Consider the following 22,062-nt stretch of genomic DNA (forward strand, 5'->3'; position numbering starts at 1 on the left):
GTGACCGGCTCCCTCGGGAGGTCCGGACGGTGGTGTCACTCACGGGAGGCGATGTGACGTTCGACCTGCAAGGTCGGGCCGCCGGCGCGACGACGGCCGAACTGCGCACGGCGGCGGCCCTGCGCTGGCAGCGGCCCCTGCTCACCGCGGAACTGGCCGAGCAGGCGTGCGCGCGAGCTGTCGCAGACGGTGACGATCTGCGCTGGCTGCAGGCCGCGGGCTGGCTGCTCGACGGCCACGCGGCCGGTGGGGACGCCCGCGACGTCGCCACTGCCGTCGTCGCCGGGGTGACCGGTCATGCCACCCCGGGTGACAGCACGGTCCCCGTGCCCCTCCGCACGCCCGGTACCGAGATCCTCACCCGCCCCGAGAGCGCCCGTCTGCGGGTGGAGCTGGCCGGGGTCGCCCAGGCCGACGGAGAGCTCGAGGCGGCTCGGGCACTCGTCGTCGGCCTGCCGGACGACGCCCCGGGCGAGGACCCGGGGCTGTTGCGCCTCGACCGACTCGCGGTCGAGGTGCGCTGCGCACTCGCCGGCGCCTCCGCCTCCGAGCTCGAGCGGCTGCGCAGCGACGTCGACGCCTGCGGCTCCGGCTTCGGTGGCGAACCGGCGGCGTACGCGGACCTCGTCGTCGGGTCGGTGCACCGGGCCCGGCGCGAACACGATGCCGCCGTGGACCGCGCGTTGCGCGGCCTGGCCCAGCTCGGATGGACACCGGAACGACCCGGGTCCCGCCCGCTGTCGACCCACCTCGCCGCGGCACTGCTCAGCCAGTGGATCACTGCGCTGCTCGACTCCGGGCACGTCCCGCCCGACGCGGTCGCCGCGGCCGCCGTGCAGCGCGAGGCCGAGGACGCCGGTCGGCAGGGTGTGCTGCTGCGGCTCACACTGGCCCGGGTGCAGGCGGGACGTGCGGACCACGCAGCCCGCGCGCTGGTCGAGGCCGCCGACGGCGCCGAACAGGCGGGTGTCCCCGCGCTGGTCGCGGCCTGCCGAACCGCCCAGTCCGAGCTGCACGAGGGCTCGGGCCGGTACCGCGAGGCCCTGGAGACCATGCGCGCCGCGATGGAGGCCGACCAGGTCGACCGCGACCGCGGGACGCGCTTCCGCGACGCGGTGGCGGCGTTGCTGCCGCTCGCCGCCGTCCGCACCAGCACCACCGAGCGACCCACCCCGTTCCCGCGCACGGGCGGGTCGCCTGCCGTACCCGCCGAACGTCCGGCCGCGACCGGAGGCACCGTTGCCGGTGCTCCGACGGGCGGACCCGGTGCCGGTAACCGGGACAGCGCCGGTCGCAGTACGCCGGAACCAGGGTTCGCCGCGTCCCGCCCCGCCAGCGGGGACCCGTCCTCCGGCGCGGACCAGCGGGACAGAGCCGCCCCGCCCGCCGGGACGCCCGTCGAGGAAGGCGAGGTCGGTGCCGGGACCGACCGACCCGCCGGAACCGGCCACACCGAGCCCGACCACGATCGCCCGACCGACGATCGGCCCGGGGACGACCGGTTCACCGGCACGGAGAGCAGGAACGGTCGCTCGGACGGAGCCGGGGACGACCATCCGACCGGGCCCGGGAACGACGGCGCCACGGGAGCCGGGGCCACGAACGGCCTCCCGGCGAACGGCCTCCCGGCGGCCGGACGCTTCCCGGTGCGCTGGGCGCCGTCCGAGAGCCTGCTCCAGGACCCCGGGACCAGGAACGGCGCCGGAACCGCCGACCCGTCGCCGGACGACCGGACCGTGGGCGGATCCGCCGGGGCGAACCGGAACGGTCGCCGTCCCGGCGAGGCCGCTCTCGAGGCGGATGCGTCGTCGGCGACCGGTACGCCGGGCACGACGGACACCGCCGGTACGCCGGACAGTGCGGACGCCGCAGGGGCGGCCGACCGGGCGTCGGACGACACGACGGATGCCGGCGATCGACGACCCGCGGGCATCGACCCCGCCGACCCGTTGGGCGTCTCCGGGCTCCTCGCGGACGGCCCGGCACCGATGGCACCCCGGGACTCCTCGTGGACCGGCCCGTCGTGGACCCCCGACGCGGCAGGCGGTTCGCCGCTCGCCGACGCCCTCCTTGCCGAGTGGCGGGCCCCCGAGCAGCCCGCGGCCATGCACCGCAACGGGGCCCACGGTCCGGCCGACGCCGTCCCGCGGAACGGAGCTCGGCACGAGGCGGCCCACCGGCCCGGCGACGGCCACGGGGCCGGCCCGGCAGCCGGGCCAGGTCCCGTCGACGGTGACCGGAACGGGGCTCCCACGCCGGAGCCGGCCGTCGCCGCCGAGCGGGCTGCGACTGAGCCGCCCGCCGTCGCCGGGCGTGCTGCGGGCGAGCCGACCGTGGTCGCCGGGCGTGCTGCGGGCGAGCCGAACCCCGCCGAGGCCGACCCGAGGTCCGATCGGGCGAGCGCGCGCGCCGCGGCCCGTGCCGGGGACAGCGGCCCGGCCGCGGCACCGACGGCCCCTGCGGCCCCGACGGGGCCACCCGGTACGGCGGAGCGGTCGATCGTCCTCGACCTCGTCGACGGCGACCTCGAGACCGTCACCGGTACGGCGGCGGTCGGGGCCCTGCACGACGTGGTCACCCGGGCCCGCCGGCTGGTTCCGCCGTCCGGAACCACACGTCGCGACGACGACACGGTGCGGGTCACCCTGCCCGACGTCGACCACGTCACCGTCCTGCTCTGGGCACGGTCGCTCGCGACGCACCTCGGCGGCCGCGTGCGCCGGGGCGGGCTGCCGGCGGGGACGTCCCTGCGGATGCAGGCCGTCGGACCGCACGGTGTCGAGGGCGACGAGATCATCACCGAGCTGACCGGGCCGGACACACCGGCGCCCCTCCCCGAGGCCCCCTCGGCCCGGGCCGGCGGGCAGTCCGGCGCCGCGCAGACCGGGGACGCGGGATCGGGTGCCGGTGAGCCGGCGGCCGCCCCGGTGCCGGTCGCGGGGCCGGCGCTGGCGACGCCGCTGGACCTGTCCGGCGAGCGAGCGGCCCGAGGGGGGCGGCGACGGGCCGCCGGCGACGGGACGGCGTCGTTGAGCGCCGTCGGTCTCACCGTCCGGCCCGGGAGCGGTGGGCGGCGCCGCTCCGACGGAGCCCTCCGGGACCCGGCGGCCCGTGACCGGACCGTCCGGCACCGGGCCGCCCACGACTCCGGTGCCCGCGATCGTGACCCCGGACATCCCGCCGCGCCACACCCCTCCGCCCGCGACAATGCCCGCGACGAGGCCCGCGACGAGGTGGGCAGCCACCCCGCCGGGCCGGCGAGGGACGAGCCGTCGCGGGTGTGGGGCGGTTCCGCCCCGGCGGACCCCACGCCGGTGCCGGACCTGCTGGACACCCGGTTCGCGCTGCCCCCGGAACCGGACCGGCGCCTCGCCGAGGCGGTCCGGGCCCACCTCGACCTCCCCGGACCGGATGGCGCCGCCTCCCGCTTCGACGGCCCGGCCCGGGAACGTTCCGGGCTGCCGGTGCGGTGGTCCGGGGTCGACGACGGAGCGGGGGAGTCAGCGCTGCCGCGTCGTCGTGGGCGGGACGCCACCCCACCGGCCGATGACGGAGACGGCGGGGCCGCCGGTCTGTTCGACGGGGGCGGGACCACGTCCGCAGGCGGCCACCGTGCGTCCGGCGATCCCGACGGCAGCGGCGTGGGCGTGGGGACCTGGACGGTGCGTACCGCGACCGGACCGACCGTGGTGCGGGGTGCGGCGGCCGTCGTCGCCCCGGCGACCGGTGACGCTGCCGCGGGCGGTGACGCTGCCGTGAGCGGTGACGCCGCTGCGGGCGGTGACGCTGCCGTGACCGGTGACGCTGCCGTGGTCGGTGACGCCGCCGTGATCGGTGACGCCGCCGCGGGCGGCGACGACGAACCGTCGACCGGCGCCGTCCCCACACCGACGACGGGCCTACGACCCGGCGGGAACCGACCGGACGCAGGCGGGCGGGCGCCGGACGCCGGCACCGCGACCCGACGCGCTCGCTCCCGCCGAGCGGTCCCCGCGGACGGACCGGTGCCGTCGGACACCGCGACACGGGAGGACGGCCCGGCCACGAGGGACGAGCCGCCGACCTCCCCGCGTGACGACGCCCCGGCCGCGACGCGGGACGGCGCGTCACCGGTGACGCCCGGACGGCAGGACAGCGCTGCCGACGCCCCGGGGACGACGTCGTCACCGGCCGACGGCACACCGGGCGCGGCGGCCCCGTCCGACCCCGCCGGCATCCCCGAGGACATGGGCCTCGCCGATCTCCTCGCCGGGGCCCTCGCGGCCTACCGCGAGATCTGACCGGCCGCCGGGAACCGCTCGCCCGGTCGTCGCGGACGCGGCCGTCCCGGTCCGCCGATGGCGTCGGTACCCCGGGATAGGGTGACGGCCGTCAGCACACGCACGGGGCCGGAGTGGATCGTGAGCAGCGGGACGACGGGGCAGACCGGGAACACCACGAGCACCGACGGGCCGGGCGGTGATCCCCGCCCCGGGAGCGGTGCCGCCGCGGACCTCGTCCGTCTCTACGCCCGGCACACCCCCGAGACCGACACGACCGGCGGCGCGGAACTGCCCGGGCCGGCGACCGTCGTCGACACCCATCTCGCGCTCGGTGCGCACCGCGCACCCGGGCGGGCCGCCGTCCGGGTGACCGCCGCCGGGGGAGACGCGGTGACGGTCGACATCGTCACCGACGACATGCCCTACATCGTCGAGTCGGCGCTCGCCGGGATCGGCCGGGCCGGCGGCACCGCGCGGCGCGTCGTGCACCCGATCCTGGTCGTGCACCGCGCCGCCGACGGCACGCTGACCGGCGTCGACACCGCCGCCGACCCGACCGACCCGACCGAGGGCGCCTCGGTCGAGTCCTGGATGCACGTCGACGTCGTGTCCTCCGGGGACCTCGACCCCGACGCGCTGCACGCCGAGCTGGAGCACACGCTCGCCGCGGTCCGGCAGGTCGTCGACGACACCGCCGCGATGACCCTGCGCGCCCGCGCCCTCGCCGACGACCTCTCCGGAACCGGTGCCGCCACGGCCGCCGACACCGACGAGGACGACGTGCACCCGGCCGAGGTCGCGGACCTGCTGCGCTGGCTCGTCGACGACCACTTCGTGTTCGTCGGCTACCGCCACTACTCCCGGCGCACCGACGACGGGGGAGACCCGGACGGGCGCCTGCGGCCCGACACCGACACCGGTCTCGGCGTCCTGCGCCCCGGCGACGCCGGCGCGAACGTCTTCCTCCCCGAGGAGACCGGCGCCGCCGACCCCGCGGGCCTGCTCCTGTTCACCCGGGCCAGCGAGCGCAGCCGGGTGCTGCGTGCGGTGCACCCGTACTACGTGGGGGTCCGCACCCGCGACGCCGACGGGACCGTCACCGGCGAGCACCGCTTCCTCGGGATGCTGACCGTCCCGGCCCGGCACGAGTCGGTCCTGGACATCCCGGTCGTCGCCCGCCGCATCCGTGGCGCCATCCGGCGCGCGGGCTTCCCGGCCGACTCCTACTCCGGGCAGCAGATGCTCGAGGTGTTCTCCCAGCTGCCGCGCGCGGAGCTGTTCACCTCGTCGCAGGATCGGCTGCACGACACCGCCGTCGGGGTGCTGGAGGCGGGCGCCCGCCGCGCGGTGCGGCTGTTCGTGCACCCCGACCCGTACCGCCGCTTCCTGTCCTGCCTGGTCTACCTGCCGCGCGACCGCTACACGACCGCGACCCGGCTGAAGATCACCGACATCCTGCGCACCCGGCTCGGCGGCACCGACGTCAGCTACACCGCGCAGGTCGGCGACGTCGAGCTGGCGCTGCTGCACCTGACGATCACCACCGATCCCGGCGCCGAGCCGGTGACGGTGGACCTGGCCGAGCTGCAGGACCACGTCGCCGAGGCGACCCGCACGTGGGACGACCTGCTCGTCGCCGCGCTCGGCGACGCCGGGCCCGCCGCCCGCCCGATGCTGGCCGGGGTCCCCGAGTCCTACAAGGCGACGGTGACCCCGCTGCGCGCCGTCGAGGACCTGCGGCGGCTGATGACGCTGGGGGAGAAGGGCGAGGACGCGTTCGACCTGCGGCTGTACCGCAGCATCGAGGGCGACATCCGGTTCGCGCTCTACGTCGGCGACGACCCGGTCACCCTCACCGGTGTGCTGCCGCTGCTGCAGCAGCTCGACGTCGAGGTCGTCGACGAGCGGCCCTACGAGTTCCGCCGCCCCGACGGCCGTCGCTGCTGGCTCTACGACTTCGGGCTCCGGCCCCCGCAGCCCGCCGGAGCCCCCGCGGTCCCGACGGTCACCGTCGAGGACGCCGGACGACGGTTCGAGGAGGCGTTCGCCGCGGCCTGGCGGGGCGACGCCGAGTCCGACCGGTTCTCCGCGCTCGTCCTGCGCGCCGGTCTGCACTGGCGCGAGGCCGCCGTTCTGCGGGCCTACAGCCGCTACACCCGCCAGCTCGGCGGGCTGTTCACCCTGCAGTACACGGCCGGCGTCCTGGTCGCCCACCCGCAGGTCGCGCAGGGTCTGATCACCCTGTTCCGCGCCCGGTTCGACCCGGCCACGGCCGACGCCGACGAGCGCGAGGCCGCCCACCAGCGGGCCCTGGAGAACGTCACCACCCTGATCGACCAGGTCTCCGGTCTCGACGCCGACCGCATCCTGCGGGGCCTGCTGGCCGTCATCGAGGCGACGCTGCGGACCAACTGGTTCCGGGGCCGCCCGTTCTTCTCCTTCAAGCTGGACCCGGCCGCCGTGCCGGACATGCCGCTGCCCCGCCCGCGGTTCGAGATCTTCGTGTACTCGCCCGCGGTGGAGGGCGTGCACCTGCGGTTCGGCCCGGTCGCCCGCGGCGGTCTGCGCTTCTCCGACCGCCAGCAGGACTACCGCACCGAGGTGCTCGGCCTGGTCAAGGCCCAGGCGGTGAAGAACGCCGTCATCGTCCCGGTCGGGGCGAAGGGCGGGTTCGTCGTGCGCAGGCCCGGGCCGGCGCCCGAGCACGTCCGCGACTGCTACCGGACCTTCATCTCCGGGCTGCTCGACATCACCGACAACCTGCTGACCCACGCCGACGGCACCACCGAGACGCTGCCGCCCACCGACGTGGTGCGTCACGACGGCGACGACTCCTACCTCGTCGTCGCCGCGGACAAGGGCACCGCCACGTTCTCCGACCTGGCCAACTCCGTCGCCGAGTCCTACGGCTTCTGGCTGGGCGACGCGTTCGCCTCCGGCGGCTCGGTCGGCTACGACCACAAGGCCATGGGCATCACCGCCCGCGGCGCGTGGGAGTCGGTCAAGCGGCACTTCCGCGAGCTGGGTGTCGACACCCAGCGCGAGGAGTTCACCGTCGTCGGCGTCGGCGACATGTCCGGTGACGTGTTCGGCAACGGGATGCTGCTGTCGGAGCACATCCGGCTCGTCGCGGCGTTCGACCACCGGCACGTGTTCGTCGACCCGACCCCGGACGCCGCGACCTCCTACGCCGAGCGTCGCAGGCTCTTCGAGCTGCCGCGCAGCTCGTGGGCCGACTACGACACCTCCCTGATCAGCGCGGGTGGCGGGGTGTGGCCGCGGACCGCGAAGAAGGTGCCGGTCGGGCCGGAGATCCGGGCCGCGCTCGGGCTGGCCGACACGGTCACTGCGCTGTCCCCGCCCGAGCTGATCCACGCGATCCTGCTCGCCCCCGCCGATCTGCTGTGGAACGGCGGCATCGGCACCTACGTCAAGGCGTCCGGCGAGACCGACGGCGAGGTGGGGGACAAGGCCAACGACGCCATCCGGGTCGACGGCCGCGCCCTGCGGGTGCGCGTCGTCGGCGAGGGCGGCAACCTCGGGCTCACCCAGCGCGGGCGGATCGAGTTCGCCCGCCGCGGCGGCCCGGACGGTGCCGGCGGCCGGGTCAACACCGACGCCATCGACAACTCCGCGGGTGTCGACTGCTCCGACCACGAGGTCAACATCAAGATCCTGCTGGACCGCCCGGTCGCGGACGGCTCCCTGGACCGCGACGCCCGCAACGAGCTGCTCGCGTCGATGACCGACGAGGTCTCCGCCCTCGTGCTCGCCGACAACGTCGCGCAGAACGAGGTGCTCGGCGTCGCCCGCGCCCACGCCCCGGACATGGTCGGTGTGCACGCCCGGATGGTCACCGACCTCGCCGGGCGCACCGGGCTCGACCGCACGCTGGAGGTCCTGCCCGACGAGGCGGGGTTCGCGCGCCTGGCCGCCGACGGTCTCGGTCTCACCGGCCCCGAGCTGGCGACGCTGCTCGCCCACACCAAGCTCGACCTGACCCACCGGCTGCTGCAGACCGACCTGCCCGACCTGCCCGCGTTCGCGCCGGCGCTGCCCGGCTACTTCCCGCACCCGCTGCGGGAGCGCTTCGAGCACGCCGTGCGCAACCACCCGCTGCGTCGGGAGATCATCGGTACGTCGCTGGTCAACGACATGGTCGACGGTGCCGGGATCAGCTACGCGTTCCGGCTGGGCGAGGAGATCTCCGCGGGTCCCGACGACGTGGTGCGCGCGTACACCGTCACCACCCGCGTGTTCGGGCTGCCCGCGCTGTGGGAGGCCGTCCGCCGGGCCGAGGTCGGAGTCCCGATCGCCGACGCGGTGGTGCTGGAGTCGCGGCGGCTGCTCGACCGGGTGTCGCGCTGGTTCCTGACCAACCGGCCGCAGCCGCTCGCCGTCGGCGCGGAGGTCAACCGGTTCGCCGGCCCCATCGCGGAGCTGCGGGCGCGGCTGCCCGAGCTGCTGCAGGGCCGCGAGCTCGACGCGGTTCAGGAACGTGCCGCGGAGCTGCGCGCCTGCGGGGTGCCCGAGGAGATGGTGGAGTCGGCCGCACTGTCGCTCTACGCCTACGGCCTGCTCGACGTCGTCGAGCTGGTGGAGCTGTCCGACCGCGAGGCCGAGCCACGGCCCGGCGCCGAGGTGGCCCGCCTGTACTACGCGCTGTCCGAGCACCTCGGCGTCGACCAGGCGCTGACCGCGGTGTCCCGGCTCGACCGCGGGGACCGCTGGCACGCGCTGGCGCGGCTCGCGCTGCGTGACGACCTCTACGGGTCGCTGCGTTCGATCACCCTCGACGCGCTGCGCGAGACTCCGCCCGGCACGGGTGTCGACGACGCGATCGCCGCCTGGGAGCAGGCCAACTCCTCGAAGCTCGCACGCGCCCGCAGCGCGCTGGAGGAGATCGGGGCGTCGGCGTCGCTGGACCTCGCGACCCTGTCGGTGATCTCGCGTCAGCTGCGCGGACTGGCCCGGTAGGAGCTCCCCGTGACCGCCTTCGTCGCCGAGGTCCCACTGCGCTGGACCGACCAGGACGCCTACCGCCACGTCAACCACGCCCGGATCGTCACGCTCGTCGAGGAGGCCCGCGTCGCGCTGGCCTTCACCGCCGCCGGGCGGGAGGGGCTCGCCGGGTTCTCCTCCGGTCTGCTCGTCGCCGGGCTGCACGTGGAGTACAAGCGGCAGCTGCCGTGGCGCCCCGAGCCGCTTCGGTGCGCGATCACCGTGCGGGAGCTGCGGGCCGCGTCGTTCGTCCTCGACTACGCCCTGCACGACGGACCCGGCGCGGACGACCCGGTCGCGGTCACCGCCTGGACCCGGATGGCCCTCTACGACCTCGAGGCGGACCGGGTCCGCCGACTCACCGTCGACGAGCGGAACTTCCTCGAGCGCCACCGGGGAGACGTGTTGTGACCCTGCGACTGGCGGACGCGACCGAGCGCGACGACCTCGGCGCGTTCACCGCGCGCGTCGCCCGGCTCGACCAGACCGCCGCGATCCGGCTCGCCGCCGGTGCCGGCCGGATCACGGCGTGGGCCCGCACCCCGTTCGACGTCCTCGTGACCCGGTCGGTGGCCGGGGAGCTCGACCCGGCGCTGCCGGTCATCGCGCAGGCGTCGACGCTGCTGACGGCGCTGGCCGTCGACCGCTCCGCCGCGGTCGACCCCGGCCCGCCCGCGCCGTGGCTCGACGAGCTCCCGCCCGAGGACGGCTGGTCCCGGGTCGACGACGTCCCCGCCGCGGAGCTCGACGAGCTCGCCGACCGGGGGCTGGCACTGGCCCGGGAGCACGCAGGCCCGATGGGGCCGCCGGCGTCGCTGCTGGACCAGACGGTGCTGACGGTGTCCCCGCCGGACGCGGGCCGCCCGGTGACCGTGCCGATGCGGGTGCTGTTCGCGATGTCCGGGATGGGTTTCCTCGGCTCGGCGCCGCAGGAGACCGACGGGCCGCGCGTACGGGTGTCCGCGTCGGGCTCGTGGATGCGGCTCGACGCCCGGTACGGGGCGGTGGTGAAGCGGCGCGTGGTGTCGCTGCCGCTGTCGGTCGCGCGCTGACGGGCCGGGCCCGCAGCAGGGGCCGGCCCGGGCTCAGGTCAGGTTCAGCACGCTGACCGCGCCGTCGCCGGTGACCCAGCCGGTGCGGCCGTCGGGGGCGACCGCGACAGCGGTCGGGTTCGGGGCGACGTCGGTGGTCCCGGTGACCTGCCAGGACCCGGTGTCGACGGTGACGAGGGCCTGCCGGGTCGCGACGTAGAGGTGGCGGCCGTCGGGGGCGAAGGCCATGCCGGTGGCGCCGCCGTCGACCTGCACGGTCGCGATCTCGCGGCCGTCGGCGGGGTCCAGGACGGTCACGGTGCCGGACTCCGGACCGCCGACCGCGACCACGGTCCGCGGGACCGACGCGGGGCTGACGGCCAGGGACTCCGCGCCGCCACGCACCGGGAAGCTGCCGAGCACGGTGAGGCTGTCCGGGTCGAGGACGGTGAGCTGGTCGGCGCCGCGGGTGGCGAGGTAGACGCGGTCGCCCGCGTCGTTCGTGGCGCTCGCGTAGGGGTCGCGGGACACCGGCACGGTCCGGGTGACGGTGCCCGCGTTCGGGTCGAGCTCCTGCACGGTGGCGTCCGCGCGGGACGGCACGTAGAGGAACCGGCCGTCGGGGGACACCGCGGCCGCGGCCGGATCCCCGCCGACGGCAGCGGTCGAGACGACGGTCCGCCCCGGCACGTCGACGACGGCGATCTGCCCGCCGCCCTGGCCGGCGGTGCTGACGTAGGCGCGGGTGCCGTCCGGGGAGGTCACCACCCCCTGCGGTGCGGCCGGGAGCTCGATCTCCCCGGCGACGGCGTCGGACGCGGTGTCGACGACCGCGAGCCGGTTCGCGTCACGGACCGCGACGAGGGCCGTCGAGCCGTCCGGGATGGCCGCGACGGCGACCGGCGCGCCGCCGAGGGGCACGGTCGCCCGCACCGTCGGCTGCGCCAGGCTCGCCCCGGCCGCGACCGCGTCCGGACGCGGCCCCGTGCCCGGACCGGCGGAGACGGCGGGCCGGGTCGCGTTCGCGCCCGGGTCGGACTGGCTGGGCGACAGCATCGCCCACAGCGTCAGCGCGCCGAGCAGCACGATCGCCAGCGCGATCGCGAGCCCGGCCGCGGACGGGCTGCGACGGCCGTTGCGCGGCTTCGCCGACATGATCGCCTCGCGGCGCGGGGTGACCGGCGGCTTCTCACCGGTCGCCGCCGCGGCCGCGGGCTGGACCGCGGTGCCCGGACCGGTGTCGCTGACCGTGCCGTCCCGGCCGGACGCGGCGCGGGCGGCGGCCACCGAGACGGCCCCGACCGAGGCCGCGGCGGCGGCGTTGCGGCTGGTCGTCGAGGCGTCCGGCCGGTCCGGGCCCGACGGGCCGCCCGTGTCGTCCGTCGCCGGGGCGTCCGGGTGTCCGGTGACCGGGGTGTGGCCCTGCAGCGTGGGCGGCTCGCCGTCGGTGCCGACGGGCCGCAGGACCACGGTGGTCTCGTTCTCGGACGGAGCGTCCGGTCGCGGTGCGGGCCGTCCGTCCGGTCCTCCGGGGCCCGGGCGGTCCGGGGCGGGGGCCCAGGAACGGGCACCGGGGGCGCCGTTCGACGGGTGGGCACCGGTACCGGGCCCGTCCGGGCGGCCACCGGCCCCCGGGGCGCCGGGCCGGTCGGTCGGAGACGAACCGAAGCCCCGCCCACCGGGGCGGTCGACGGGGTACCCCCCCGTGCCCGGACCACCGGAGCGGTCGGTCGGGAACGCGCCGGTGCCCGGTCCGCCGGTTCGGTCGGTGGGGTACGCGCCGGTGCCCGGTCCGCCGGGCCGGTCGGTGGGGTACGCCCCGGTGCCCGGTCCGCCGCGCCGCTCGTCCGGGCCCGCGCCGGGGGCGGGGAACGCCCCGGTCCGCGCCGGTCCGGAGAACGCAGCGGCTCGGTGGTCCGGGGCCGCGGCCGACCCGGAGCGCGACGGCGTGTCGCCGTACGACCCCGGCGTCGGGAACGCGCCGTCGCGGGACGGTGCGACGTCGTCCGTGGGCGGACGGCCGGTGTCCCACGCCGGGGCGTCCCGGGCGGAATCCTCACCGGTGGTGTCGTCACGGTGGACGTCGTCGGGGGAGGGCCCGTCGGTGCCGGGCGCGGAGGCCGCGGTGTCGTCGCGGGAACGCCACGGGTCGTCGGCGCGGCCCGGGAGCCGGCCGAAGCCGCTGCCCGAGTCACCGCCGGCGGTGGCGAACAGGTCGTTGCCCGACAGCCCGGCCATCGCCGGACCGGACGGTGCCCCACCCATCGCCGGACGGGGCACCGGACGCTGCTCCGGGCCCGCCGGCGCGGAAGGCCTGCGACCGGGCATCGTCGGACGGTTCCCGGACGGTGGGGTCGAGGGCCGCGCGGGCGGCTGCTCGGTCCGGTCGTCGGAGGGGTCCGCGCTCGGGTAGTGCCCGATCAGTGCGCCGGGCGGCAGGATGTCGGTCTCCGGACCGTCGGCGCCGCTGCGCGCCGGGCGGGGCGGCCACCGCTTGGTGGTGTGCTGTCCCGCGGTGTCGCGGTCCCCGTCGCGGGAGCCGGTGCCGCCGGACTCCGTGGTGTCCCCGGCCGAGGGCGACGGGGTGGCGTCCTGGTCCGGGGCGGAGCCGGCGGTGGAACGGGTGCCGTCGCCGAGCGGCCGCGGGGTGGGCGCGATCGGCGGGACGACGGTCGGTGCGGGTGCGGTCACCGGGACACCGTCCGGCCCGGGACCGGCATCGGTGCGACGACCGCCCTCCGCCGGAGTGGCGGCGGGGTCGGGCCGGCCCGCACCGGGCCCGGGCCCGGGACGCCCCGTCTGCGCGGGGTCCGGCCGGGGCGCCGGCGGGAGGGCGCCCGCTGCGTCCGGCCCGGGGGCCGACGGGGCGACGTCCGACGAGCCGGACCGGGGGGCCGCCGGAACGGCGTCCGCCAGGCCGGGCCGGGGTGACGCCGGGCCGCCGTCCGCCGAGTCCGGCCGCGGTGCCGCGGGGGTGGCGTCGGCCGGGCCGGGCGTCGGCGCGGCCGGGGTGCGGCCGGTCGCGGGAGGTGTCGTCCCACCCGGTGTGCCCGGCGCGAACGACGGCGGCGGCGCGAAGCGGTCCGCCGGGGTGTGCAGGGGGTCGAGACCGTCGTCGCCGGGCTCGTCGGGCAGCGGCCCGACGCCCAGCGGGTCGTCGCCGAGGTCGCCGAGATCGGCGTAGTCACCCGCATCCGACGGCGGTTCGGGGACGGCGGGCCGCGGTCCCGGGGTGGGCCGTGGGGCGGGCGCGGGACCCCGTTCGCGGGACACCAGTTCGGTGAACCCGGTCGGGGTCGGCTCGCGCCGGGCGCCGTCGTCCTCGGACGTGGCCTCCGGCTCCGGGGCCTCGCCCGAGCCGGACCGCATGACCAGGTCGACCAGGGAGCCGGGGACCACCGGCACGCGGCCGGTCCGGATCGCCTCGCCGAGCCCGTCGGGGTTCGGTTCGGGGTCCGGCGGGCCGTCGGCACGCCGGGGGGAGCGGTCGTCGGGGCCCGGGTGACCGGGCGCCGACGTCATGCGTTCTGCGGCGGTCGGGTGCACATAACGATTCGATTATCGCGAGCGTCGTCCCGGGCCCGGACCCCGGGTGGCCCCCCGGCCCGTCCTGGTCGTCCCACCTGCGACGTCCGTCCTGGTCCGGGGCTGGTCACGCCCCGTCCCGAGGTCACCGAACGGGAGGACCCCGATCGAGGTGAGCGAGATCGGCGGGATGCGGCCGACGGTGGTGCTGTCGGGGTCCTCCTCGGCCGGGCGGTGCCCGGGACCGAGGAGCAGGGAACCGGTGGCGGGCGCGTCCTCGTCCTCGGCGGGAGCGCCGGCCTCGGAGCGGGAGCCGCCGGCGTCGGCCGACGGCCTGCTGCCGAGCTCGGACACCGAGGCGATCGAACCCTCGTCCGACGCCGGCGCCGAGGACGACGAGGAGGCCGAGGAGAGGCTCGAGGACGACGAGGCCGAGGGTGGCAGGGAGACGGGCGGCAGGGAGACGGGCGACGGGGAGACCGGCGGCAGGGAGACGGGCGCGGGGCCGAACAGGGCGTCGTCGAGGGCGGCCGAGACCGGCTCACGGTCCAGCTCCTCGGTGAGGGTGCGCTGCACCCGGGCCAGCTCGTCCCGGACGTCGTCGCGCAGCGCGGCGAGCCGCTCGACGTCGCGCACGACCGCCGAGCGCCGCTCCCCGGCGCCCTGCTCGGCGTCGCGGAGCAGTGCGGCGGCCTCGGCGCGCGCGGTGGACAGCGTCTGCTCGGCGTCGGAGCGGGCGTCGGCGAGGATCCGCTCGGCCTCGGTGCGGACGCCGGACAGCCGGTCGGACACGGTGCGCTCCCGCTCGGCGAGGTCGCGGTCGCGGCGGTCGGCGTCGTGCTCACGGTCGTCGAGGGTGCTGCTGCGGGAGGCGAACTCGCGGTCCAGGGTGGCGGCGCGGCCGAGCAGCGCCTCCTCGGTGCGGGAACGACGGTCCTCGGCCTCGCGGCGGGCGCGCTCCACGATCTCCGCGGCCTCGTCGGCCGCACGCTCGCGCAGCTCGGCCGCCTCCTGCTCGGCGGCCTGCAGGACGCGCTCGACGCGGCGGCCGAAGCCGGCCTCCTCGGCGCGGCGCTCCTCACCGGCCCGGGCGGCGGAGTCGTTCTCCAGCTGCTCCTGCAGCCGCCGGACCTGCGCGCGGGCCGCGGACAGCGACTGCTCGGCGGCGTCCGCGCGGCGGATCTCGTCGTGGATGCGGTGGTCGAGCTCGGCCAGCCGGGTGTCGACCTCGCCGCGGTCGTAGCCGCGCAGCACGACGGTGAACCAGGAGCCGTCCTCGCCCTCGTGGCGGTCGGGGTGGGCCCCGGAGTCGCCGCTGCGGTGCGCGTGCCGCGACGACCCGTTGACCGGCTCGTGCCGATGCGGACCGGACAGCGAGGGAGAGACGCTCACGATGAACCCCCAAGACGGGTGACTACGAGCCGCCCGACGTGCCGGGGCGGCGTCCCGTCCAACGAGACCGGACGCGTTCGGTCACGTTCAGCGCTGGATCAACCCGTAATGCGCCCGAATGCCACTCGAATGGCCGCCGGACGGACGGGCTAACGATCACACTGTGTGGTAACGCCCCTACTCGGGTCAGAACTCCGAGTTCTGCATGCTCACCGCGGCGTACTGCAGGTAGTTCCACAGCTGCTCGCGGTGCTCCGGGGAGAGGTTCTCCTCGTCGACGGCGATCCGCATGCAGCGCAGCCAGGCGTCGCGCTCGATCGGGCCGATCTTGAACGGCACGTGCCGCATCCGGAGCCGGGGGTGGCCGCGCTGGTCGGAGTAGGTGCGCGGGCCGCCCCAGTACTGCTCCAGGAACAGCCGCAGGCGGTCCTCGGCCGGGCCGAGGTCCTCCTCCGGGTACAGCGGCCGCAACACCTCGTCCCGGGCGACCTCCTCGTAGAACCGGTGGACGATCCGGTGGAAGACCGGGGCGCCACCCACCTCGGCGTAGAAGTTCTGCGGTGCACTCACGCCGACCAGTCTCCCAGGAGTCGTCAGTTCTGCTTCTGCGCCTGGCCGTCGAAGGCCGCGCCGGGGTAGACCATCGGCCGCGGGATGCCGTGGTCGTCGAACGCGTCGGTGATCGCGCCGTTGAGCGCGCGCTGCACCGCCCACTGCCGGCCGGGGCTGACCCGCACGGTGATCCGCAGCGTGACGCCCTCCGGGCCGATCTTGTCGACGCCGAGCACCTCGGGGGCCTCCAGCACGTCACCGGCGATGTCGTCCTGGGAGGCGCGCTCGGTGGCGGTGCTCCCGGCCAGCTCGGTGGCCTCCTCGACGTCGGCGTGGTGCGCGATCGGCAGGTCGACCACCGCGACCGCGTAGCCCTGGCTCATGTTGCCCACGCGCAGGATCTCGCCGTTGCGGACGTACCAGACGGTGCCCTTGATGTCGCGGATCGTGGTGATCCGCAGGCCGACCGCCTCGACGGTGCCGACGGCCTCCCCGACGTCGACGACGTCGCCGACGCCGTACTGGTCCTCCAGCAGCATGAACATGCCGGACAGGAAGTCGCGCACCAGGTTCTGCGCACCGAAACCGATGGCGAGCCCGATCACCCCGGCGCCGGCCAGCAACGGGCCCAGCGGGTAGCCGAGCTCGTTCATCACCATCATCACCGCGACGAGCAGCACGACCGCCGAGACGATCGAGCGCAGCACCGAGCCGATGGTGCGTGCCCGCTGCGCCCGTCGCTGGGTGCCCGGGTCCGCCGCCGGCGCGACGGCGGCGCCGCCACCCGGACGCAGCCGGCGGGCCCGGCCCACCAGCGCGGTGAACCGGCCGTTGGTGGCGCCGTCGACCATCCGCGCGATCGCCCGGTGCGCCAGCCACCGGAACAGCACCGCGATCACGACGATCACGGTGATCGCCACGGTCCTGCTGACCAGGGTGTCCGCGTGCTGGGCCAGGAAGTCGTTGCTGGTCCAGCGGTAGAGCGTGGCGCACCACGAACCGGCGTCCTGCACGCAGTCCGGCATCAGCGTCACGTTCTGCAGGGGTACGTCGGGCAGCACGACGGGGGTCACGAGTCCTCCTCGGGGGCGGTGAGGGCTGCGTCGGAACCCCCGAGGCTACGTCACCCGCCGGTGTGACGACGGTCGCGCACGTGGTCCGGAACCGACCGGTGTCGTTGCAGGTCAGGGGCGGTCTCCGGAGGCCCGGCGACGGTACGCAGCGGCACCACGCCGGCCCAGGCGAGACCGGCGGCGACGTCGGCCTCGTCGTCGGACGGCGGCCCGGAGCGGCTCTTCACGCTGGCCTCGGTCAGGTCGAGCGCGAACACCGCGGTGGCGGCCAGCTCCCGGCGGTCCGGGCGGCGGGCGTGGTCCCATGCGCCCGGGGTGAGGTGCTCGACGATCACCCGCAGCGCGTGCAGACGCTCGTCGTCGCCGGTGACGCGGCGGGCGTCGCCGTGCACGACCGCGCTGCGGTAGTTCATCGAGAAGTGCATGAGCGCGCGGGCGTGCACGATGCCGTCGAGGTGGGTCACGGTCACGCAGCAGGGCAGCGTGTCGCCGGTCAGGTAGCGGGCCCCGGACGAGCCGTGCAGGTAGAGCGTGTCGCCGTCGCGGCCGTAGGCGGTCGGGAGGACGACGGGTGCGTCGTCGCGGACGAAGCCCAGGTGGGCGACGAGGCCGTCGTCGAGGACCGCGTGCAGGTCGGACCGGTCGACGGCGGCCCGGTCGCGCTTGCGGCCCAGCGTGCTGCGGGTGGTGGGGGAGAGCGTCACCAGCCGAGGATGGCTCTCGACAGTGGCATCCTGGAACGGCCACTTCCGGTCGCGGACGAAAGGCCACTGTGCAGGATCTCCCGATCGTCCTCGACCGCGCCGCGGCGACCCCACTGGCGGTCCAGCTCGCCGACGGTCTCCGCGCCGCGGCCGTGGGCGGGGCACTGCGCCCCGGTGACCGGCTGCCGTCGACCCGGGGGCTCGCGACGACGCTGCGGGTGAGCCGGACGGTCACCGCCGCCGCCTACGACCAACTGCTCGCCGAGGGCTGGGTCGCCGGCCGGGTCGGCGCGGGGACGTTCGTGACCGCGGTCCCCGGGCCCGCCCCGGCGGGCCCGGCCGCGCCCGCCGGGCCCCGGCCGCAGGCCGAGCCGTCGGTGCTGGACCCGGGGCGGCCGTGTGTCGCCGCGCTGGACCCCGCGATGTGGCGCCGCGCCTGGCGGGCCGCCGCCGATCCGCCCCCGGACGACCGGCCCCGCGCCGACGGGCTGCCCGCGTTCCACGACGCCGTCACCGGCCACCTGCTGCGTCACCGCGGGCTCACCCCGCCCGCGGGCACCGTGCTGGCCACCGCCGGGACCTCCGCCGCCGTCGCCGAGCTGGCCCGGCTGCTGCCTGCGGGGGCCACCGTCGCCGTCGAGGAGCCGGGGTACCCGCGGGCGGTCAGCGCGCTGCGGGCCGCCGGGCTGCGGGTCCTCGGCGTGCCCGTGGACGACGACGGCCTGGTCGTCGACGCCGTCCCCGCCGGCTGCGCGGCCGTCTACACCACGCCCGCGCACCAGTTCCCGACCGCGGTGCGCCTGTCCGCCGCCCGCCGGGTCGCCCTGGTCGGGCGTGCCCGCGCCGAGGACTTCCTGGTCATCGAGGACGACTACGACGGAGAGCTCCGCTACGACGTCGCCCCGCTGCCCCTGCTCGCCGCCCTCGCGCCCGGCCACGTCGTGCACCTGGGCACCGCGAGCAAGATCCTCAGCCCGACGCTGGGGGTCGGCTGGGCGGTCGCGCCGCCCGCCGTCGTCGACGCGTGGCGGGACCTGCGCGCCCGGACCGGCACCCGGCCGTCGCCCGCGGGGCAGCTGGTCCTCACCGCACTCGCCGCACACGGCGACCTGTCCCGGCACCTGCGACGGCTGCGCCGCGAGCTCCGTGAGCGGCGGGCCCTGGTCCTGGACACCGCCCGCACGGCGGGCTGGGCCGCGCACGGGGACCCGGCCGGGGCGCACCTCGTGCTGCGCCCTCCCGAGGGGGAGCGGGCCGCGATCGCCGCGGCCGCCCGGCGCGGCGTCGCCGTGCGCGGGCTGGCCGACTACCACCGGGACGGACCCGGCACGTCCGGCCTGGTCGTCGGGTACGCCGCCGGGACCCGGGCCGAGCTGACCGCCGCGCTGGCGGCGCTGGTGGGGTGAGCGGCCCGCCCGGCAGTGCCGAGGGCCGGACCGACGCCCGGCCGTGCCGGGGGGCCGGGCCGACGCCCGGCTGTGCGACCCGGCGGAGCCGCCGCCTACCCTCGGGCCCCATGAGTGCCGACCGGGTCAAGGTCGCCGTCGTCTTCGGCGGCCGCAGTTCCGAGCACGCGATCTCGTGCGTGTCCGCGGGCAGCGTGCTGACCCACCTCGACCCGGAGCGGTTCGAGGCGGTCCCGGTCGGGATCACCCCGCACGGCGCGTGGGTGGTCGGCCCGTCCGACCCGGTCCGGCTGGCGATCTCCGGTCGCGAGCTGCCCGAGGTCGACGGGACCGCCGAGGCCCTGGTGCTGCCCGGCGAACCGGGCCGCGGCCTGGTCCGCCTCGACGCGCGCGAGGCGCTGACCTCGGTCGACGTCGTCTTCCCGATCCTGCACGGGGCCTTCGGCGAGGACGGCACCATCCAGGGTCTGCTGGAGATGGCCGGGCTGCCCTACGTCGGCGCCGGCGTGCTGGCCTCCGCGGTCGGCATGGACAAGGAGTTCGCGAAGAAGCTGCTGCGCGCCGAGGGCCTGAACGTCGCCGACGGCGTCGTGCTCCGCCCCGGCACCGACATCGGGTTCGCCGACCGCGACCGGCTCGGGCTGCCGCTGTTCGTGAAGCCGGCCCGCGCCGGGTCCTCGATGGGCGTCACCCGGGTCACCGACCCGGCCGCGCTCGACGCGGCCGTCGCCGAGGCCCGCCGGCACGACCCGAAGGTGCTCGTCGAGGCGGCCGTGCCCGGCCGCGAGATCGAGTGCGCGGTGCTGGAGTTCCCCGACGGCAGCGTCCGCGCCAGCCTGCCCGCCGAGCTGCGCTACAACGGCGAGTTCTACGACTTCGAGTCCAAGTACCTCGACACCTCCGAGCTGCAGATCCCCGCCAAGCTCGACGACGAGATCACCGAGTCGCTGCGCTGGAAGGCGATCACCGCGTTCCGCGCGCTCGACGTGCAGGGTCTGGCCCGGGTCGACTTCTTCGTCACCGACGACGGCGACATCACCGTCAACGAGGTCAACACGATGCCCGGGTTCACCCCGAGCTCGGCGTTCCCGAAGATGTGGGCGGTCACCGGGCTCGACTACTCCGAGCTGCTCAGCACCATGGTCGACACCGCGCTGGCCCGCGGGACCGGGCTGCGGTAGCTACCGGACCCGCACCGGCTGCGGCGGGAGGGTGTCGACGACCGCGTCGGACACCGCCTGCAGCGGCCCCGGACCGGTCTCCGCGGGCGCGGACAGCTCCAGGTACACCCCGCGGTCGACGACGGCGTAGGTCGTCGCGAGCGCGCCCTGCGGGGTCGCCAGCGGCAGCCAGCTCACCCCGTTGACGACGATCAGCGGTGAGGTCGGCCCGAGCTCGGCCGGCCGTTCGGTGCCGCAGCGCAGCACCACCGGCTCCGGCTCGGCGACCCACGCCCGCGCGCCGGGGACCGGCGGGTCGATCTCGCGCGGCGCGAGGTCCCCGGTGTCGCCGGGGATGCCCGCCCCCAGCGCGCGCAGCACCGCGTCGCACGACGTCGACGACGCCTGCGGTGCGGCCTGCGCGGGCAGCTCCAGGGGGCCGGTGTCCGGCCCCGTCGTCAGGCGGGCCCAGACCGCGAGCCCCGCCACGACGAGGGCGAGCAGCAGGGGCAGCGCGATCGCCACCACGACCGGTGGTGACACGCGTGCCCCTGCCACGTCTCCGCCCGTCTCAGCTCAGCTTGACCACGGGGCAGGTGAGCGTCCGGGTGATCCCGTTGACGTTCTGCACCCGGGCCACGACCAGCCGGCCGAGCTCGTCGACGTCGTCCGCCTCGGCGCGCACGATCACGTCGTACGGGCCGGTGACGTCCTCGGCCGAGACCACGCCCGGCAGACCCCCGATCTCGGAGGCGACGGAGGCGGCCTTGCCGACCTCGGTCTGGACGAGGATGTATGCCTGCACCACGGCGTGCCCCTTTCCGGTAACTGCCGACCTGCCGGATGGTTGGCGGCAGGAATGTCGGACGCAGAACCTACCGGAGGCCGCCCCCGTGTCCCCATCCGCGATCACGCCCGAGGGCGGTTCCGAGACCGGTGTCTCACTCCGGGAGGTCGGTGAGTTCGCACTGATCGACCGGGTCACCACGGACCGTGTCCAACCGGCTACGACGGAGCTCGGTCCCGGGGACGACTCGGCCGTCGTCACCGCCGCCGACGGGCGGGTCGTCGCCTGCACCGACGTGCTCGTCGAGGGCGTGCACTTCCGGCTCGACTGGTCGAGTCCCGAGCAGGTCGGGCGCAAGGCCGCGGCCGCGAACCTGGCCGACATCGCCGCGATGGGGGCGGTGCCCACGTCGCTGCTGGTGGGGCTGGCGTGCCCCTCGTCGACGCCCGCGGCGCAGCTCGAGCAGCTGGCCGACGGGCTGTGGGCCGAGGCCCGCTCGACCGGGGCCGGGCTCGTCGGGGGCGACCTGACCTCGGCGCCGGTGATCGTCGTCTCGGTGACGGCGCTGGGGGACCTGCAGGGCCGGGCCCCGGTGCTGCGCTCCGGGGCCCGGGCGGGGGACCGGATCGCGGTCTGCGGGCGGCTGGGCTGGTCCGCGGCCGGGCTGGCGGTGCTCGGGCGCGGGTTCCGCTCCCCGGCGGCGCTGGTCGACGCGCACCGGGTCCCGGAACCGCCCTACTCCGCCGGTCCGCAGGCCGCCGACGCCGGCGCCACATCCATGATCGACGTCTCGGACGGCCTGCTGGCCGACCTGGCACACGTCGCGCGGGCCTCGGGGGTGGCGCTGCGGCTGCGGTCGCGGCCGTTCACGGTGGCCCCGCGGATGGCGGAGATCGCGTCCGCGCTGGGCCTGGACCCGCTGCGCTGGGTCCTGACCGGCGGTGAGGACCACGCGCTGGCGGCGACCTTCCCCGGGGACGCGCCGCTGCCCGAGGGCTGGACCGAGGTGGGGGCGGTGGAGGCACCGGACGAGGCGGGCCCGGGGGTCACCGTCGACGGCCGTCCCTACGACGGCGACGGCGGCTGGGTCCACTTCGCGAAATACTGATTCCACATCGTGCTTGCGCGGCGCCGGGACGGGTGACATCGTGCCCTCACGATCGGGCGAT

At 76.6% G+C, this 22,062-nt stretch carries 14 protein-coding genes; 7 read left to right on the plus strand and 7 right to left on the minus strand.

What is annotated here, in order from left to right; genetic code table 11:
* Positions 1–53: 53 nt before the first annotated feature.
* Genes MTO91_RS07125 through MTO91_RS07140 form a run of 4 tightly spaced genes read left to right on the plus strand, consistent with a single transcriptional unit; the run spans position 54 to position 10,315 of the window.
* The gene (locus MTO91_RS07125) at positions 54–4,280 is read left to right on the plus strand and encodes a hypothetical protein (protein WP_476654105.1); all 4,227 of its coding nucleotides are present in this window, start codon (positions 54–56) and stop codon (positions 4,278–4,280) included.
* Between the two features lie 57 nt (positions 4,281–4,337).
* Positions 4,338–9,239: an NAD-glutamate dehydrogenase gene (locus tag MTO91_RS07130; protein WP_476654106.1), complete on the plus strand. Its 4,902-nt coding sequence runs from the start codon at positions 4,338–4,340 to the stop codon at positions 9,237–9,239.
* A gap of 9 nt (positions 9,240–9,248) precedes the next feature.
* The gene (locus tag MTO91_RS07135) at positions 9,249–9,674 is read left to right on the plus strand and encodes an acyl-CoA thioesterase (RefSeq protein WP_476654107.1); all 426 of its coding nucleotides are present in this window, start codon (positions 9,249–9,251) and stop codon (positions 9,672–9,674) included.
* On the plus strand, positions 9,671–10,315 hold the full coding sequence (locus MTO91_RS07140; RefSeq protein WP_405418713.1) for a DUF8185 domain-containing protein: 645 nt from the start codon (positions 9,671–9,673) through the stop codon (positions 10,313–10,315). Before MTO91_RS07135 ends, MTO91_RS07140 begins: the two co-directional genes overlap by 4 nt.
* Positions 10,316–10,348: 33 nt before the next feature.
* On the opposite strand, the gene MTO91_RS07145 is transcribed toward MTO91_RS07140, so the two are convergent.
* The 5 genes from MTO91_RS07145 to MTO91_RS07165 form a co-directional block, all read right to left on the minus strand.
* Complete coding sequence (locus MTO91_RS07145) at positions 10,349–13,816, minus strand: hypothetical protein (protein ID WP_476654108.1); 3,468 nt, start codon at positions 13,814–13,816, stop codon at positions 10,349–10,351.
* A gap of 36 nt (positions 13,817–13,852) precedes the next feature.
* A complete protein-coding gene (locus MTO91_RS07150) occupies positions 13,853–15,211 on the minus strand; it encodes a hypothetical protein (protein ID WP_476654109.1) in 1,359 nt (452 codons plus the stop codon).
* Between the two features lie 186 nt (positions 15,212–15,397).
* Entirely contained in the window at positions 15,398–15,781 is a 384-nt protein-coding gene (locus MTO91_RS07155) for a globin (protein ID WP_062400907.1), read from the minus strand.
* Between the two features lie 23 nt (positions 15,782–15,804).
* Positions 15,805–16,836 carry a mechanosensitive ion channel family protein gene (locus MTO91_RS07160; RefSeq protein ID WP_224403241.1) on the minus strand — a complete coding sequence of 344 codons (1,032 nt, stop codon included), beginning with the start codon at positions 16,834–16,836 and terminating at the stop codon, positions 15,805–15,807.
* Between the two features lie 50 nt (positions 16,837–16,886).
* On the minus strand, positions 16,887–17,540 hold the full coding sequence (locus MTO91_RS07165) for a pyridoxamine 5'-phosphate oxidase family protein (protein WP_208623055.1): 654 nt from the start codon (positions 17,538–17,540) through the stop codon (positions 16,887–16,889).
* A 68-nt stretch (positions 17,541–17,608) separates the two neighbouring features.
* On the opposite strand from MTO91_RS07165, the gene pdxR reads away from it, so the two are divergent.
* Together pdxR and MTO91_RS07175 are read left to right on the plus strand one after the other, a co-directional pair.
* Positions 17,609–18,946: a MocR-like pyridoxine biosynthesis transcription factor PdxR gene (pdxR, locus tag MTO91_RS07170; RefSeq protein WP_476654110.1), complete on the plus strand. Its 1,338-nt coding sequence runs from the start codon at positions 17,609–17,611 to the stop codon at positions 18,944–18,946.
* Positions 18,947–19,056: 110 nt separating this feature from the next.
* Complete coding sequence (locus MTO91_RS07175; RefSeq protein ID WP_073578224.1) at positions 19,057–20,127, plus strand: D-alanine--D-alanine ligase family protein; 1,071 nt, start codon at positions 19,057–19,059, stop codon at positions 20,125–20,127.
* Here the strand turns inward: MTO91_RS07175 and MTO91_RS07180 are convergent, their stop codons facing one another.
* Both MTO91_RS07180 and MTO91_RS07185 read right to left on the minus strand, forming a co-directional pair.
* Positions 20,128–20,664, minus strand: coding sequence for a DUF3515 domain-containing protein (locus tag MTO91_RS07180; RefSeq protein ID WP_405418703.1), 537 nt, complete (start codon positions 20,662–20,664; stop codon positions 20,128–20,130).
* Positions 20,665–20,677: 13 nt separating this feature from the next.
* On the minus strand, positions 20,678–20,914 hold the full coding sequence (locus tag MTO91_RS07185) for an Lrp/AsnC family transcriptional regulator (protein ID WP_020627802.1): 237 nt from the start codon (positions 20,912–20,914) through the stop codon (positions 20,678–20,680).
* A 100-nt stretch (positions 20,915–21,014) separates the two neighbouring features.
* Here MTO91_RS07185 and MTO91_RS07190 point away from each other — a divergent pair, with 100 nt between their 5' ends.
* Positions 21,015–22,001: a thiamine-phosphate kinase gene (locus tag MTO91_RS07190; protein ID WP_073578311.1), complete on the plus strand. Its 987-nt coding sequence runs from the start codon at positions 21,015–21,017 to the stop codon at positions 21,999–22,001.
* Positions 22,002–22,062 lie beyond the last annotated feature (61 nt).

The organism is Pseudonocardia sp. 2-7 (assembly GCF_056341085.1).

Bases quoted from the DNA above. Each gene is read 5' to 3' on its own strand.
- MTO91_RS07175 (WP_073578224.1), top strand. From the start codon at position 19,057: ATGAGTGCCGACCGGGTCAAGGTCGCCGTCGTCTTCGGCGGCCGCAGT.
- MTO91_RS07130 (WP_476654106.1), top strand. From the start codon at position 4,338: ATGGCGTCGGTACCCCGGGATAGGGTGACGGCCGTCAGCACACGCACG.
- MTO91_RS07145 (WP_476654108.1), bottom strand. From the start codon at position 13,816: ATGACGTCGGCGCCCGGTCACCCGGGCCCCGACGACCGCTCCCCCCGG.